The following is a 16454-nucleotide window of genomic DNA, read 5'->3' on the forward strand; positions in this document are numbered from 1 at the left end:
TTATGAAACTAATCAGTTTTCCTGAGATGTTCCCTGACGAAGATTTAAGAAGTATTTTGTATCGATACCATGTACGCTCTGGGAACGCAACATATAAGGAAACTCGTTATCAGATATTTGGAATTAATTCTTGCGCACTTATTCCCTTTCCTAGGGGAATAGGGCATCTTATTGATAAACTACCCATTAATAACAATTTTACTCTTGAGTATTTTTTATATAAACATACATGGTATGGGCTATTTAAAGCCTTCATTACACCCACTCGCCATAAACAAAATTATCAACTATTTAAATATGGTTTGTTAGAGGGGCAAACCAATAAACATAAAGGGCAAATATATGCATCAACACGTTCCATTTTATCCTCTGTTGTTAAATACTGCCCTGCTTGTATTTATGATGATATACATACATTTGGAGAAATCTATGTTCATAGAGAGCACCAATTATCGTTTTTAGTTACTTGTGATAGACATTCTGCGCGTCTTATTTCCAAATGTCCAATCTGCAATACTAATCTTACCAATGAAAAAACAGGTATATTGTTAAAAAGACCTATGTGCCGAAATGGGCATACCATCCCTATCGAATATCAAAAGAATATGGGGACTGAGTATAAATTTGAAATTTCATTATTACATGATCTTCTTTATTTAAGAGAAAATCATCATTACATTACAATTGATGATATTATATTTCGATTTAAGGAACATTTGTTTGAAAAAGGGTACATAACAATGAAAGGTGAAATTCAGAAAAAAAAGCTTATTTCAGATTTTATTAATTCGAAGTTTGGATTATTGCTTAAAAATAAAGAGTTAGATAATGTTTACTTCAAAAGTAGATTTCTAGATAGAGAAATAATGGTGAAATACATGGATTTTTATCTCCTCTTAGTTAGATTTTTGTGTGATTCATTTAAAGATTTTATTTCAAGAAAGATTCCCATATCTCTAGATATTCCATTTGGGACAGGCCCATGGAAATGTGGAAATCCTAATTGTGAAAATTATGAGGTGCCGCTTATATCAATATGTAAACGTCATTTGGTTAATGGTCGTAGAGGTATTTATCACATGGAATTCCTGTGTATAACCTGTGGTTATAATACCGTTATTGAGGGAAGTCCTACATCTTACAGAATAAGAATTAAAAAAGGTTGATTTAAATAACCAGCCGTCACTAATAAACTTTGGATTAGCATGAGATTAATAGGACTCAAGATGATCGTTGAACGCAAAAATGCTTTAGGTAATTAATCACTCTAGGAGTAGTTATTACAAAAGAAAATGGCGTAATCTACCGGACTCGAACTTATTGAAAAATTCGAAAAAATTTCTTATTCGAAGTATCCTTCGTCACTATGAAAAAATAATTAACAAAGTCATCACGCAATTGACATCAGGCCAGTTTAAAGCTTAACTACATCCGCTTATAATACCAGAGGGAGATGCTGTAACATTATCTTTTGAAATATCTAAAAGAGAAGGGGCTTTTGCGTATGTAATTAAACAAATTGAATAAACATAATATTAGGGGAAATAATTATAATGTTAAGAGAGCAAAATTCACGGGAGTGAGATTATGATTTTTTTCCCTTTTGTATTTGAGGATGAGATTCTTTATAGTGCTATGGCACGTTATCATTGGATTTCTGGAAATATAAATCCTAGAGCTTCAATGTTAGATATGTTTGGGTCACCGAATGTGTGTTCGACAGTACTGTTTCCTGCTAATTTAAAGGCTTTCTGCGAAAGACTCCCGTTGGCTCATAAGTTGATGCCGGATGAAATAATTGATAATCATACATTTCTACCGTACTATGAACTATCTGTGCCTTATGAGAGAATTATAAAAATCAAAAATATTATGACTCATGAAAGAGGCGCTTCAATATACATGTCTTTAGGTATTGCGGCAAGTGGAATAAAGAAAGGGGGATTATTAAAGTATTGCCCGATTTGTGCACACGCAGATTCAATGAAATATGGAGAGTCGTATTGGCATAGATCGCATCAAGCTGAAGGTGTGGTTGCATGTTATAAGCATGAGTGCTTTTTAATTGAGTCTAGTGTAAAACTCAACCAAAGACATAAATTTGAAATGATAACACTGAATAATTACATCAAATCTTTAGGAACAATTAATAAAGATGAAAGAAAGTGTTCTGCAAAAGAATTGTTTTTGGCACAGCAATCTCATGATCTTTTAAATATGAAGTCTAGAGTATTAGGCCTTGAAAGTATAAGAAAATATTACATAGATAAACTTCAAGAGTTGGATATAGTAACAACTGCAGGAAGAGTTAGGTGGATGGATCTAATTAGTCGATTCACTTACTTTTACGGTAAGGAATTTTTGCTTAGAGTAGATAGCTATATTGCTCCTGGAATTGAAGATACTTGGCTACATAAACTACTGCGGTTTCCAAGAGTGACTTGTCATCCAATGAGGCATATTCTCGTTTTAGGGTTTCTTAAGGAAAATGTTTCCTCGTTGGCAGCTAGCCTTACGCATGGAAAACAAAAAAATGTAAATGTAAGAAATCAATACAAAAAAATTATTAAACCAACTAATACCTCTGCACAACTAAAACCTAAGCTTTTAAGGATTGATTGGGAAAAAAGAGATAAAGCAATAGCTTCTAAAATAGCACTAATAGCTGAAGAGATTAAAAATACTGGACCTAGGTTGATCCGTGTAACGAAGACGGAGATTGGGAGGCAACTGAGAATGCAGTCCCTTTTAGTTAGAGCCATTCATAAGTTGCCTTTGACAAGTAAAGCGCTTAATGAGTCAGTTGAATCTTTAGAGCAATTCCAAATAAGAAGGATTCGGAGGACGGTAAAGCGATTGCTAGAAAGACAACCTACTGTTTTACCATGGGAAGTGAAAAGAGCTGCTGGTTTAAGAAAAGCTTTTGAATTAAAGTATGAAGAATTAATCAAGGAAGAGATCCAAAAACAGGTAAAACAATCGGAAATATGATATCAGCTGAACATTAGCTAGAGTTGCCTTCAAACTTAAGCCAACTAAACCATTATAGAAGCTAAAAATATTTTATAGTCAATAAAAACTTTATTTATTCCAGCGAGATATTTGTCTTCTAATCTGTTGTTGTTTAGTTTTGTATTGCTTTATGATTTGATCACTGTAATTTTTCTTGTCCATTTCATTCATGGTTTTAAATTTTTGTAGGCGCTCGGCAGTCTCCTTACCGAAACCTTCGGGGTCGAGTTGACGCCTCATTTCAGTTCTTCCCCATGAATTTCCTTCATTCCAAGCCAACTGCAGTTGATATGCTACTTCATCAGCAAGTTCTTTAGAGGGGAGTTCCATAAGTGGAACATCCATAATTCCATCTGTTACAGTTACATAGTACTTGGAGTCCTTAGAAATAGAATAATACAAAATGTTCTCTCCCTTTAGAAATTTTCTTGAGTGTAACCATACTTTCATATAAGGTCCGTTGTCAATTTTAATTGAATATTAGTCAGAGTTATTGTTAGTTAGGCAGGATACTTTTCATAATTCTATCCTTATTAATATTGGTTATTCAAGTCGGCATATAACTTCTGGAATTGTTCAACAGAAGGCTAGTACCAGCAAGAAATATTGAGTTACTTCGTTACTGGGCTCAGATGGCTTTCGAGCAATGAAGAGGCTATTGTCTTGGTGCTGATGGCGCTAACTGAAGCGGTCTACGTTCCGTGCACTATTCCACTTTTCCTGGAAAGGTAGCGGGAGCTCCTTTTGCGCTATTTAAAGCTCTTTTCAATGGACTTCTGGACCAGTAATCGTGAGGAGCCCGGCATTTAGCTTGATCCAAAGCGTTATTGCGCGTTGTTCGACCACCTTGATGGTCTGCAAAACTCGACTTCGCTGGGCCTCTAATCAACAGGCCTGTTATAGACTGTATTTGTTAATTTGGGGCAAAAAGGTACACATCAGTTATTTCATTTTGTTGATTAATTTCTGAGAAATATAGAAGGATATCAATATGTCTATTTCGTTCACTATATGGGTATACTGATTATGAAAATAAGAAGGGGGAGATTAAGATTAATTATAAAGAAATATATAATTTACATATTCAGCTTCTTGATGTATATGAGAGGAATCAAAAGCATCGCCATCCTTTTCAAAAGGATATTAATTTTTATAATCGGCAGCTTAACTTTTTTTGTGAAAATATTGTTCAAGAGATCTTTGTTTTAAACCAACTAATTAAAATTTATGAGAAGAATAGAGAACCTCAAATTAAGTGGTGTGCAGAGACTTATTATGCAAAATCACATGAAGATGTTGAAACAATAATAGACTGAAAAATAATAACACAGTGAATTTTCATTGAATAGATCATTATGTTCAAAAAGTAAAACAAAGAGGCCTAAGTAGCAAGAATGATAAAATTTGTAGTTTATATTCAAAAGCTGTAGTAACAGAGTGAGTTTGTGACGCGATAAAATATTAGTATTTGTTGAAAGAGGAAATTTTTTTCTTTTCAATAATTACTTAGTATAATGAAATGGAGATTATGCGATGAAAGATCCCATTATAACAGATTACTTACAATGGATGGATGGGGAGAGGGGAATTAGACCAAGCGTAAGGGATTTTATTTATCTTCTACAGAAAATAAACAGTTATCAAGAAGCAAAATGGTTAGTCGGCGAATTCTCACGTTTAGGTAAAAAAACGACCAAAAGGATGCTTGAACAGATGACTTATTTTGCTTTTTCAGTGGATGAATGTTTAGATTTACATAAGAAATTAGAGGGATTTAAGGTAAAACACTTTAGAAAAGTCAGGCCAGAAGCTGCTTTTTCTAGGCTATATATTCAACTGATAATAGTATCCGAAAATAGAAAACAAGCAGAGTATTTTTTTCAAGAAGCCCGCGGGAAGGGGATTTTTCTAGGTAAGGGGCACTTAGATAATGCTGGTGATAAAGATTCAGCTTATCTAATTTTGCAAAAATGGAAGAAACTTTGTGAAGTAATTAAGCCCGATTTTAATATGGAAGCTAGGCTTGCTAATATAAGCACAGAGCACTTGTATCAACTTTCAAAAAGAGCACTGCATATTTCCAGAGTGCGTGGAGTAACTTTTGATGTGTTCACGCGTAATTTGTATGTGGCCCTGCTTGCAAAAAGATTGGCGTCGGGTAAATGTCAGCTTTGCTTAGAGGATGCTCCTTTCACAGATAAAGATGGAGTTCCTTATCTTGAGGCGCATCATATCCAATGGCTGTCTCGCTGCGGAGAAGACACTATCGAAAATACTATTGCACTGTGTCCCAATTGTCACAAAAAAATACACATACTGGACTTGCAAAACGATATTCAATTTCTTACTAAACGTAATATGTATTTAATGAGTCAACTTGTGACAAAGTAGATTTTATATTTTAAAGGTTTTATGTTTGCAATTCATTTTTGCTATTAGCATTAATTCATACCCCGCTTAACATACTAGGCTTTCTATATTCAAAGTAATTGGATAATTTCTTGACTAAGAAGGGTATCAACATTGAATTCATCCAATAGATCAAAATATAATTCCTGTTCTGCCTTTTGTTTCGTATTTTTCATCCACTGGAGAGCTTGAAGGCAAGGCGATGGAAGAGGGGAGTTCATAAGTCGTTGAATTTCTTCAAGATCTTCATGAGACAAATTACTTTTTACAGGCAGATGCTCTCCCCAATCTTGAGAAAAACCAAAGAGATGTACGGGAATGTTTACGTCTTTTTCCGTTAGTTTCTTTTTTAAATTCATTGCGATAGATAAACCAAATGGATCAAAGTCAGGCCATATTGTAATTGTTTTTAAATTGTGAATTGAAGCGCGGCTAATGAGTTCTATTTCTTCAGAAGAGACAAATCCTTTACCATAAAGAACTGCCCATTTTTGAGTGTTAAGCCATTGGCTATCAATTAAAGTATCGAATAAATCTTTGTTTTCGATGATAAGCAGATATGGAGAATTCCAATAAACAATATTCATTTTATTTGTCATATTACGGGGCAAGGATAGACTACCTAAAAAACCTAGTCCGTAATTTATATAACCATTTAATTCCCACGCAAAATCTCCTGAGAACCAAATCCGTGTTTTGTTTGAGAAAATTCCAAATTCAGAAAGCTTTTTTCCTAGAAGTTTTTGTAATCGTTGCTTGTCGTTTTCTTGAAGAGCTTTTGTGGATTTAAAATATCGTTGAGAGAACATTTTCCAGCTCATTGTTTTTTTCTTTTCAGTAAGATCATAAAGGGCAAAAAGTATTTGTATCATTCGTAAGGAACGAGGATGACTTTTATTTCTGTTAAGCTGTTCATACATAACTGATTTTATTTGTTGTGTTTGTGTTGAGATGGGTTTGAGTTTCTTACAGTTTATGAGAAGTAATTCCATTTCATCGTTATTGAAATATGGCTCCACATGAAGTAAACGGGCAATATCAAGGTGAAAAGATTCAAGATTAGCAAAAACGTAGGTTGGTTCCCAGGTTTGGATTCGATTCTGTAATTTTTTCTCCTGTTTCACGAGTAATCCCCAACTAAATAATGAATCGACAGCTTCATTAAATAATTGATAATCATACTCCAACAGCCATTTTGATTTCCATGCTTCCCATCTCTTATGTGTTTTAGATTTGAATAGATCTAGTAGCAAGGAGCGAGTCAGCTCCAGCATTTCTCCTTCTTTTGCACTTCCCAAAGATTGAGGCATTTTAGAGGCGCCATACCGAATACGTTCAGGAAGAGTAGCAGTCCGTTTGAGTCCACAATACTTGCACTCTTGAATCCTGATTTTATGTTGGACGTAAAATTGATCCTCAAGTTTAATGGGTTCCCATACAGTAGTAGTCTTGTAATTATGTTTTCCTCTTTCGCATAACATGACTCGTAACCCCTTACTACTAAAGTTTAATCTTATTATTCCTAGCGATACTCGCCGTAGGTAATTGGAGGCGCTACATTTTCGCCTCTTGCTTTCGGCCGGAAATTAAGCAACATGTTTACCCAGGGCATCATGAGCTTGATATTCTCAGAATAAGGCATACCAATAATGATCTGTGCATCGGACTGACTCAAGAATTGACCAGCTAATCCAATGCGCTCCTCATCCAGATGGGCAAAAGGTTCATCTAGAATCATGAAACTAAGTACGCCATCTGCCTTAATAGCGGCAAAAGTTAGAAGTAATGAGGCTATCACCTTTTGTCCTCCGCTTAAGGAGCTTTTGTCACGGTAGCTTTTTATGGGCTTCCCATTAAATCCTAACCGGTAATCAACTTTCCAACGCTCATCATCAAGGTAGACAGCTCTAAGTGAGGCATCAAAGTCGCCGTGTTTCGACATTTCTTCTAGCGCTTTTCGTACTTTTTGGAAAACCTCATCAACCATAATCTGATACTCTTTTTTGGCTTCAACTCTTTTTTCCTCGAGTTTCTCCAAATCATGCTTGATCTTTTTAATCTCTTCAAGATGCTGATCGAGAAGTATACGGTGTTTTTCATGAGATTTTTCTAATCGAATAGTTGCTTTCTCTTCTCCAGGTCGAAAGTTCCCTCCCGTTAAGTTATTGCGCAAGAATTCTATTTGGGATTTTTTTGATTTTATATTTTCCTCGTATTGGTCTGGGCTTAGGATTAATTTCATCCTCTCTGTATCCGCTACAACCAACTTTTGTTCGTCGTTAAATAGCTTTTTTATATCCTGAATCTGAGAGTCTAAAGTACTTCGTTTTGATTTTTTATCTTCTAGAACAGTATTTTTTTCCTCTAACTGAGTTCGATTAGCATGTAACTTTGTTTTGAGTATACCGCTGTAACTACTCAGTTCGTTTTGGTGTCGTATCTCCTTGAGAAGTTGCTCAGAACATTGACCAATCAAGGTGTCTACTTTGTTCAGAGCATCCTGTAAAGTTTGAAGAGTCCTATTAGCAAGAACTAACTCTTCTTCTTTTCTGGGTAACAAAAGCCTTTGCTGTTGAATACGAATCTGTTCCGTTACCTCGCTAAGCTTTTCGAATGCATTGTCTTCCTCATTTTCAGCCATTAAAAGTAAGGGCTTTAACTTTTCGTACTGCCTTTTGTATTCTCGAAGCTGAGCTTCATACGCATGTCGTCCGCAACATAATTCTTTCGAACGTATTGAGCGCCCCCCTCGGTTAGCAACTACATAGTAAGGAGAGGGATGGTTGAGGAGAGCGCTGTAGCCTTTATTTATCCATGACCATGCCTCTTCCATATGAGTCGCAACCATAACTTTATCAAATCTTTGCAAATAACCTGCAACTCGATCATCTGTAAGAGTGACTTTATTTAATATGGCATGCTTCTCAAGTTTCAACTTAGCCGGCTTAAAAGGAGATACCCAGAACGGATATCGGTTTTCTTGGGCAGTTTTCATTACGTAAACCATATCTTTAGGATCGACAACTATGGTAAACCGTTCCGATCCAAGCATGGCCTCAAAAGCTTCTCGCCAAAACTCATCTTGAATTTCAATACAATCGGCTATCAGCAAATATTTAATGTTTTGTGATTCTAGCCATTGCCGCATTTGGATAACTGCAGTTGGAAAATCGTTTTTATGTGTTGTTTCCATACGAGTAATCTTATTTTCCAAGGCACGTGAATTACTTCGAAGGGTAGCTGTAGCAGTTAATTTTCCTTTATGATCTTCTTCTAAATGAAGTTTATCTTCAGTTAGTTTTACTAGATCTTGTAGAGGGATAGAGCGATAGGTGTCCATAAAAGTATTTAACTCTGAAACTATACGTTGATGGTTATGCAAATCAACTGCAGCAGCTGAGCTTTTTACGTTGAGTTCTCTTATCGTTTCGCTTAAGTGTGACGTTGTCTCCTGTGATTCAGACAATTTAATCCCTGTATCCTCTAGGGACTCCTCATGAGACTGAATGGAATCTTTTAAACGTTGCTGATCTTGAATGAGTTTCCTTAATTCGCTTTCGTTTTGTGCTTGCTCATTTTTTACATTTGCATACTGGGAAATAGGTAGTTCGAAGTGAAGCCTTGTCAATTGCTCTTGTTGATCAACGATCTTTTTACAGATATTTAGATTGTTTTCGATCTCTCTTAATGTACTTTCTTCTCGTTGTTTCTGCATTTCGATATGAAAATACTGCTCTTTTTGTGCTTTGAGGTCAATTTTGATCTGATTAAACTGATCGATTCTTTCTTGCTCACCACAGATTTGTAAAATGTAGTCCGCCAATTCTTCTTCAGTTAAATCCATAATCTGCTCTGTATTTCCTTGGCTAAGGCTACATGCATTAATTAGGGATCTTGTCAGACCCACCTCCTGCATTTGTTTAGCGTATTGTTCCACTTTAATCCATCGAATATATGTTTGAAGGTCATGCTCAAGATCGAAATTTCCATCATAGACACAATATTCACGTCTACTGGTGTCACGTTTTATACGACAAATAACAGACACGATATCTTGCCTTTTACCAATGGCTTCAAAAGGACGTCGCCCATAGGAAGGATTAACTTTGTTATCAAAACGACCCACGATATAAATCTCATCAATCTCATCACGTTCAAAAAAAGTTTGAAGGGACTGATTGTTATCAAATTTCTTTGATCCAATAAGCACCCTCATCATATTTAGTAGGGTAGTTTTACCAGCACCATTGACTCCAATAATTCCATTGATTTTTGAATGTAAAGGAATTTCTTGACGGGGGAAAAAGGAAAACCCTTCCGTTTCGAGATTCAAAAACCGAATGGGTAGATACTTTCTATCCGAGAATTTGCTCACGATTATCCGCCTCTTTTCCTTTAGTTTTAGCCTGTAGGATCTGGTCTGAAGTTTTCTCATGTACATATTTAGTTTCTTCAATCAGTAACTCATTAACATTTTTACGAATATGTTCATAGAGCCGTGAGTTATCGATGGCTGTTGATAAACGTGGTCCTGCAATAATAGAAGATTTCCCGCGGATACCTTGAATAAAGCCTTGTTGTTTGAGAAAGGTTAGGTTCTTTCTAAGATTTTGCATGGAGCCCAACTGGGACTTGAAATTTTCAAAAAGTTGTTCTTCGGTTAAGTGTGGCTCTTCGTTGAGTTGCCTTTTTAAGTCAGTATCATATTTAGGTAAAATGAGATTGCACCATAAAATAACAAGCAGCGCTTTGCAAATGACTGAAAGGCCATCTCCTGGCAAAAAAGCTCCCTCTGTAAAAGGTTCTGAAAGCCTAACAGTTTGTTTTAAACGGGCATCAAAATGATGTGAAAGGCGATCATCAACTAATTCGTATCCAACCTGCTCTAGACGACCTTCAACATCCTTACGAAAGTTATCATCAAACTCCAAACGAGGAAACATGCTTTTCGGACAAGCCTTGATAGTAAGCATGGCACAGACTTCAGTTGGGCTAAAATCTTGATAATTATCTAACTTAAACATGCGGCTCTCTCCTTTCAATTAAACCATTCGAAAGTTGATAGAAAGGATGCTCATGAAGAAAAAGTCCATCTTCTTTCACATCAAGTGTATATCCTTTATATGGTGAATCATTCCAAAAATATGTTTGATTTTCTATAGCACAAAGTGCTGCCAACAACATCAGGCCATCAACTTTATTGGAATATGGTTTTAAAAAATGTTCTATTGTAATATTTTGAGTCGTTTTAAACTTCTCAGAAAGGGAAAATTTTAATTTTTCCGAATAGGTAGGTCCTTCAAAAAGGGTATCAAAAGCTTCTTCTTGACTGACTACTTTAGGACCTATTTTCTTTTTGTGACGGCGTATCCTTTTTTGCAAAAATAAGTCTAAAGCGAAGGCTAAATCATATTCATCCAACCATGAGGAACAAGAAGGAGCATAAATCCCTTTACTGATCCAAGCTGCCAATTGGTAGAAGGATGTGTTTGTAAGTAAACGATCAATATCATTCTTGGTAAACAGAGCCGTAGCTAGAAGCTGATGTTTTAGATAATAAGGACTGAGTTCATTGTACAAACTCATAACGTGTGTGTTAAAACTACAGAGCATTTCAATTCCGTATCTATCAGATTCTGTGAGTTCGATTCCTTTTGATAATTTATAATGATTGATTTCGCGTATACGTTCAATCAAGTCGTCAATATTTCCAATAAATCCGCTTATTTTATAAATAAGCTTACGTATACGTTCTTCATTTTTTGAAATAAGAGCAGCGGAGAGCTCAGTGATACTGCGTTGCACAGAATACAAAATTTGATCTCGAAGTAATTCTAGTGAGGGCAAATCCAAACCCATAATGCCGGCCACGTTTAAAATCTCTGTTACTGCAAGCTGAAAATCCATCTCATCCATTTCATCTCCACGATATAGAAAAGGGAGAAACCTTAAGAATAATAATCCACTTTTGGAAAGTGAGTATTGAAGAGTACCTTCTTGGCGTACAAGCCAAGAACCTTCCATAAGGCTGTTTAGGATTATATCCATTTCTTTAGCGGTGTATTGGGGTAACATAATTCCGATATCTGTTCGAGTAAAATGACTTTGTTGTGTCTCTCTTGATAATCGAAGCATAGTAGATATCTTGTGAGCGAACCATTGCCTGGAGCTTGTTAAATGGCTAAGCAGTTCATATAGATAATTGAACCCTTCTGCGTAACCAAGCTCGGGCAAATTATGCTCCGATATGTGCTCTTCCATATCTATCACCTCTATTAAGCAGTATCACCTAAATGTAAGAGAATATACTTCTAAGTAGAGATGCAAGTTCATATTTTTATATTTAGATTTCTTAAGAGCTATATTTGTATTTTGATGTGAGTTTTCTATGTTAAAAGTGGCTTTTCAAGGGAGATAACAGCTTCAGAAGAGATACGGTATGTAATTAAGGAATGGACAAGTATTACCAAAAAAGAATTAGACTTATTTCAAATTGTATACTATATACAGTATGCTGATTATATATAAACACATTATATAGGAAGTTCAGGAACATATGTTTTTACTTTTTCGATTGACTTTTACCATATATCGGATTAATCTTAAAATAAATAATGGTTCTATTGGTATGTTTTTTATAGTCTATATTCTATATATTAAGAAGAGTTAAGCTTGGAGAAATAATTAAGGAGTATAAAAAATGAATGAGGAAGCTTTCTAAATTACAACTATATATTTACCATTGGATTTGGTCCTATTCATCTGAAAATAAATCCGCAAATATTTTTGAAAGGACGATGCTAATGCCACATTGTCAGAGTTTGCATACGGATATATTCTTTGCATAGGCTCGAAGTTCCTCCAGTTTCCAGCCAGGAAGGATATCCAGTAACGTTTCGCCCCTCAAGTTATCCTTTTTGGATGGCTAAATCGTCGACACCAAGTAACGAGCTTGGAAGTACAATCAGCGTCTTGCCACACGCGTTCCTGAAGGCGTTCGATTGCCGACGCCAACCAGTGCTGGTGCTTCGTTTGGAGGGTACTGGCGGGCATGGCATGTAGATCGGCGCTGTGTTTACCGTAGCTGTGTTTACCGTATGAATCGCTTGCTTTTCAAAGGCGCGGCTGTAGCGTTTTCCCGAATCGACAAAAGTATATTGCCAGACGAACCCACACTCACACTACTTACAAAAACAATCGGATCGCAGAGACCCGCACATAAACGGTTTTACCAAACGTCTGACTATAACGAAGGGGAAGCGCTGATTGCTCCCTTTCCGAATCACAAAATCAAGGGATCGGCTAAGGGGACAAGCTTGCTTATGAGCAAGTGGAGTGGCGCCAATATGAAGGGTCTGCTCGCCCATTTCCAAGGCTTTTTCTATTTTTATCTCTGGCAAGTCAAATACTGATTGTGCATCTGTAATTCCTCAAAGCTGGATTGGTCGCACAACCATCTTACGGAATATTCAGATGTTTTTGTATTTCTCCAGCATATTTTCATGTTTTTTCAAGCACTATGTTCTGTGCAGAACCAAAATACTATAATCACATTTATAAGAAAAGTCCATAAAAAGAAATAACGATTTTATAAGTTAGAGTTAAAGAAGCAAACGATAAGCCGATGGCTATCTATATACAGGAATAACAAGGATAACTACTATATAAGACGTGATGGTAGTAATAAACCCATGCAAAGAGACGGCATTCTTCGCTTAATTAAAGTTGAAGTGGAAAAAATATATTTAAAAACGAATGGTTGGCGAGATATTTTTTAAGCCAAGGAGGGTATTCAAGATGTCGGAATCTAACAGTAACAACGAGAAGCCTAAACTTCGTGATTTACCGATCATTAAAGAAGTAGAACTCCAAGCTAGTACTTTAAAAAACGTTAAAAGAGCTATGCCGGTACTTTCTCCGTTCCTCAAAGTTTTTGGAGTAGATACTGAGCAAATAAAACAGTCACTTCAAGAATTGGAAGATAGATTTGTTAATATCAATGATCTCGCAACTATACCCGATCGGTTCAATGACATGTTCGCTGAACATGGTTGGATATTGTATGACATGATGAGTATTACCGTAGCAGAAAAAGCCTTAAAGAGAGCGGAATCTGGAGATATTAAAGGCGCAGAGCAAGAACTTGTAGATTATTATGATGCAGAAAATACTAAACTCCACTTATCGATGATGCAAGCAATCAAGTCGTTTCGCCCAAGATTAAGACTGGCTTATAAAGCTTTAATTGATTATGAAGAAGAAAGATATCATGCCTGTATTCCGGTTGTACTTGCACTTTTAGACGGACTAGTAAACGATGTTCATCAAGCAAAGAAAGGTTTTTTTGCTGAGAATATTGAGTTTGAAGCATGGAATTCACTTGCTGCACACAGTAAAGGTCTTGGACAACTTGCAAGTATATTCCGTAAGGGAAGACGTACAACAACTACCGAATCGCTGAGCTTGCCATATCGGAACGGTATTTTGCACGGAACAGACCTGGGATACGATAACAAGTTAGTAGCTGCCAAAACTTGGGCGACCTTATTTTCTCTTAGAGATTGGGCTTTGAAGGTTGAAAATGGTATAGATAAACCACCAGCTGAAGAACCTAAAAAAAGTTTAAGAGAAATGTTTTCTGAATATTCTGAAACGATGGAGGAACGTGATGAATTACTAAAGTGGAAACCACGCAAAATAATTTTTGATGATAGCTTTATTATCGAAGAAGGTACTCCAGAATTCGTTTTGATCCAATTTATGGAACTGTGGAAAAAGAAAAATTATGGTTATATGTCTAAACTTATTCAACTGGTAAAAGTTGAAGAAAAGCAAAGGCCAAAAAAAGTAAAAGAAAAGCTCGCGGACAGTTTCCTAATAGATTTCAAGTTCTTAAGTATCGATGACACCGCCTCTGCAGTCACTTTAATTGAAGTAGGTATGCAAATTGAAAAAGATAGTGTTATCTCAGAACACAAATATGCTTATAGTTTGATAAACGTTGACGAAGAAAACAAATTTGTTAGAAGAGGAAAGCCTGGATCAGTATGGAAAATTGACAAGTGGAATTACCAATCGGCATTTTAAGTAATAGAGACTTAGTAATCTGGGTAGGCGGTGAAAATTATTATAAGGAAATCTATAAAGAATAATATTCCTCCAACAGGTGTAGCACTTAAATCAACTATTAGCTATAAAGAATTGTTTGGACAGTCACTAAGTATGGAAGAAATACTTGGGGAGTTTTCACAGACGAATATTGGAGAGCTTCTACCAACAATTGCAAAGCTAATCGCTATCCACTATGCGACTAACGGTAATAGCAATATTGTCTTGAATCAAATTTTTGATAAAGCAAAGCATATCAACTATGGTCCAACAGTGAACTTTATTGTAAAGGTATTAGAACACTCAGTAGACGCAGAAACTGTATTAAACAGTCCGCAAATGCTTTTAAATGTTGCTAAGTTTTTATTGGTTTATGGGGACGATAATACGTTAAGTGCTGCCCCAGTCCTTGGAGATCCTCTGCCTTTTGTCAGAGTTATCTTTTTGGCTTGTATTTTAACAGACTATTATGAGGGGGAAGCATCCAGAGATTTCATTTTAATGGAAAGTGTTCAGAATGGTGTTTTCAACAGGTGGGCTAATGGATTAAGTATCATTCAGAGAAGTGTAGAGTGTTATTTGAAATTATCCAAGCAAAAGGAGAAATTCCCTACAGGAGAATTTTTGGATATATCTAAATTGTTTATGGAAGCTACTGGATTAGAATTGAATTCATTTTTAAAATTTCTTACAGCGCTGGTAGCAACTTATGATCTTAATAGTACTGCTGATGAGTTAGCGTGGACTAATAAGTTGTTTTCTCATATTGATCATTATATGAAAAGTATAGAGTATGATGTTGAAGAAACTGAAAAGCTATTCGGCCTGATTTCTGGGCGAATTGAAGACTTTCGTCAAAGTCATCAAAATAGTCTGAATAAACGTTGGGATTTTTCTTTTTTTCGAAATAAGCCTATTATTCGTACCAAAGATGTATTTTATCCGTTAGATAGAAAGCTCTTGATTGATAAAGTCTGGGATGGTCTATTTTGGATGATATTAGATCATATAGACGATTCGATAAAAAACAAGTTCAGAGTATTCTTTGGTAGATTGTTTGAAACATATTGTACTGAATTAATTCTTTCTATTGAAGAGAAGATTCGCGGAAAGGTGATCCCAGAATTTGAATATCTGCCTGGTCAAAAATCTCCAGATCTTTTTTTGAGTTATGGAAAAGACTTGATTGTGATTGATTTTAAAGCAAAGCGTTTCCAAATGAATGATACTTTAGTTAGAGGAAATATAGAGGGGTATAAAAAAGATTTAACTGGTATTTTTATAACACCAGCAGAGAAAATTTATAAACATCTTAAGAAATTTAGTTTGCTTAAAGAGTGCAGAATCGATATAGCAAAATACAATCGTATTCATTGTATCATAGTTAGTCAGGGTTCTTTAGTCGGTTTGAGTGAAATCTATAGAGAGATGGATGATTTAATTCGCGAAAAGGGATTTTACGATGAATTGCCTGTGAGAACTTGGAACTTGCTAAGTATAGATGAGTATGAAGTCCTTGTAGGCTTGCTTGAAAAAGGAAAGAATTTGCCAAACCTCTTGCTACGCAAAGCCAGTTCAGAAAAGTATAAGTTTCTTTCTTTTAATGACTTTTTAGCTTATACACAAGAGAAATTTAGCATTCCTAGCTATATAAAGAAGAACATCAGAGAATGGACAGAAGAAATGTTCGGCAATATTCAGTGAACATGCTCTCGCTCTACACGTCTATGTTCCAGAATAAGAGCTCAACCTATAGTGGTTCCTAGTATGCGGCTAGCCGACGACCCGAAGTTAATTCAGTGACAGGGAAAGGGGTATATCAAGCCTGTCATTACACCCGCAGAATCCTATGTTTCTTTGACTCTGGAAGAGGTTTGACTCCCGTTGTTTCTACCTGCTCATCCCGCTCTCTGAGCGGGTTTTTA

The 16454-nt window shown here is 35.8% G+C and carries 12 protein-coding genes; 7 read left to right on the top strand and 5 right to left on the bottom strand.

Features of this window, described 5'->3' with window-relative positions:
- Nucleotides 1-2: 2 nt before the first annotated feature.
- Nucleotides 3-1166, top strand: coding sequence for a TnsD family Tn7-like transposition protein (locus tag ACWA2B_RS24830; protein WP_449292722.1), 1164 nt, complete (start codon nt 3-5; stop codon nt 1164-1166).
- Between the two features lie 421 nt (nt 1167-1587).
- Nucleotides 1588-2991: a TnsD family Tn7-like transposition protein gene (locus ACWA2B_RS24835; protein WP_449292723.1), complete on the top strand. Its 1404-nt coding sequence runs from the start codon at nt 1588-1590 to the stop codon at nt 2989-2991.
- Nucleotides 2992-3081: 90 nt separating this feature from the next.
- On the opposite strand, the gene ACWA2B_RS24840 is transcribed toward ACWA2B_RS24835, so the two are convergent.
- Complete coding sequence (locus tag ACWA2B_RS24840) at nt 3082-3414, bottom strand: hypothetical protein (RefSeq protein ID WP_016818737.1); 333 nt, start codon at nt 3412-3414, stop codon at nt 3082-3084.
- A gap of 1131 nt (nt 3415-4545) precedes the next feature.
- On the opposite strand from ACWA2B_RS24840, the gene ACWA2B_RS24845 reads away from it, so the two are divergent.
- Nucleotides 4546-5403 carry an HNH endonuclease gene (locus tag ACWA2B_RS24845; RefSeq protein WP_016818735.1) on the top strand — a complete coding sequence of 286 codons (858 nt, stop codon included), beginning with the start codon at nt 4546-4548 and terminating at the stop codon, nt 5401-5403.
- Between the two features lie 89 nt (nt 5404-5492).
- On the opposite strand, the gene ACWA2B_RS24850 is transcribed toward ACWA2B_RS24845, so the two are convergent.
- From ACWA2B_RS24850 to ACWA2B_RS24865, 4 genes are read right to left on the bottom strand one after another with little or no spacing between them, the layout of a single operon-like run.
- The gene (locus ACWA2B_RS24850; RefSeq protein WP_449292724.1) at nt 5493-6902 is read right to left on the bottom strand and encodes a hypothetical protein; all 1410 of its coding nucleotides are present in this window, start codon (nt 6900-6902) and stop codon (nt 5493-5495) included.
- Nucleotides 6903-6943: 41 nt separating this feature from the next.
- The gene (locus ACWA2B_RS24855) at nt 6944-9796 is read right to left on the bottom strand and encodes an AAA family ATPase (protein ID WP_449292725.1); all 2853 of its coding nucleotides are present in this window, start codon (nt 9794-9796) and stop codon (nt 6944-6946) included.
- Complete coding sequence (locus ACWA2B_RS24860; protein WP_449292726.1) at nt 9777-10445, bottom strand: hypothetical protein; 669 nt, start codon at nt 10443-10445, stop codon at nt 9777-9779. Before ACWA2B_RS24860 ends, ACWA2B_RS24855 begins: the two co-directional genes overlap by 20 nt.
- A complete protein-coding gene (locus tag ACWA2B_RS24865) occupies nt 10438-11682 on the bottom strand; it encodes a hypothetical protein (RefSeq protein WP_449292727.1) in 1245 nt (414 codons plus the stop codon). Before ACWA2B_RS24865 ends, ACWA2B_RS24860 begins: the two co-directional genes overlap by 8 nt.
- Before the next feature lie 660 nt (nt 11683-12342).
- Here ACWA2B_RS24865 and ACWA2B_RS24870 point away from each other — a divergent pair.
- From ACWA2B_RS24870 to ACWA2B_RS24885, 4 genes are all read left to right on the top strand, one after another.
- On the top strand, nt 12343-12483 hold the full coding sequence (locus tag ACWA2B_RS24870) for a hypothetical protein (RefSeq protein WP_449292728.1): 141 nt from the start codon (nt 12343-12345) through the stop codon (nt 12481-12483).
- A 35-nt stretch (nt 12484-12518) separates the two neighbouring features.
- Entirely contained in the window at nt 12519-12833 is a 315-nt protein-coding gene (locus tag ACWA2B_RS24875) for a hypothetical protein (RefSeq protein ID WP_449292729.1), read from the top strand.
- A gap of 385 nt (nt 12834-13218) precedes the next feature.
- Complete coding sequence (locus tag ACWA2B_RS24880) at nt 13219-14508, top strand: hypothetical protein (RefSeq protein WP_449292730.1); 1290 nt, start codon at nt 13219-13221, stop codon at nt 14506-14508.
- 30 nt (nt 14509-14538) lie between these two features.
- Entirely contained in the window at nt 14539-16233 is a 1695-nt protein-coding gene (locus tag ACWA2B_RS24885) for a hypothetical protein (protein ID WP_449292731.1), read from the top strand.
- Nucleotides 16234-16454: the final 221 nt, after the last annotated feature.

This window comes from Paenibacillus sp. CMM36 (assembly GCF_053570945.1).

What these genes read in the sequence shown, in the direction of transcription:
- ACWA2B_RS24830 (WP_449292722.1), top strand. Translation starts at nt 3, where the DNA reads ATGAAACTAATCAGTTTTCCTGAGATGTTCCCTGACGAAGATTTAAGA.
- ACWA2B_RS24835 (WP_449292723.1), top strand. Translation starts at nt 1,588, where the DNA reads ATGATTTTTTTCCCTTTTGTATTTGAGGATGAGATTCTTTATAGTGCT.
- ACWA2B_RS24845 (WP_016818735.1), top strand. Translation starts at nt 4,546, where the DNA reads ATGAAAGATCCCATTATAACAGATTACTTACAATGGATGGATGGGGAG.
- ACWA2B_RS24850 (WP_449292724.1), bottom strand. Translation starts at nt 6,902, where the DNA reads ATGTTATGCGAAAGAGGAAAACATAATTACAAGACTACTACTGTATGG.
- ACWA2B_RS24860 (WP_449292726.1), bottom strand. Translation starts at nt 10,445, where the DNA reads ATGTTTAAGTTAGATAATTATCAAGATTTTAGCCCAACTGAAGTCTGT.
- ACWA2B_RS24865 (WP_449292727.1), bottom strand. Translation starts at nt 11,682, where the DNA reads ATGGAAGAGCACATATCGGAGCATAATTTGCCCGAGCTTGGTTACGCA.
- ACWA2B_RS24870 (WP_449292728.1), top strand. Translation starts at nt 12,343, where the DNA reads ATGGCTAAATCGTCGACACCAAGTAACGAGCTTGGAAGTACAATCAGC.
- ACWA2B_RS24875 (WP_449292729.1), top strand. Translation starts at nt 12,519, where the DNA reads ATGAATCGCTTGCTTTTCAAAGGCGCGGCTGTAGCGTTTTCCCGAATC.
- ACWA2B_RS24880 (WP_449292730.1), top strand. Translation starts at nt 13,219, where the DNA reads ATGTCGGAATCTAACAGTAACAACGAGAAGCCTAAACTTCGTGATTTA.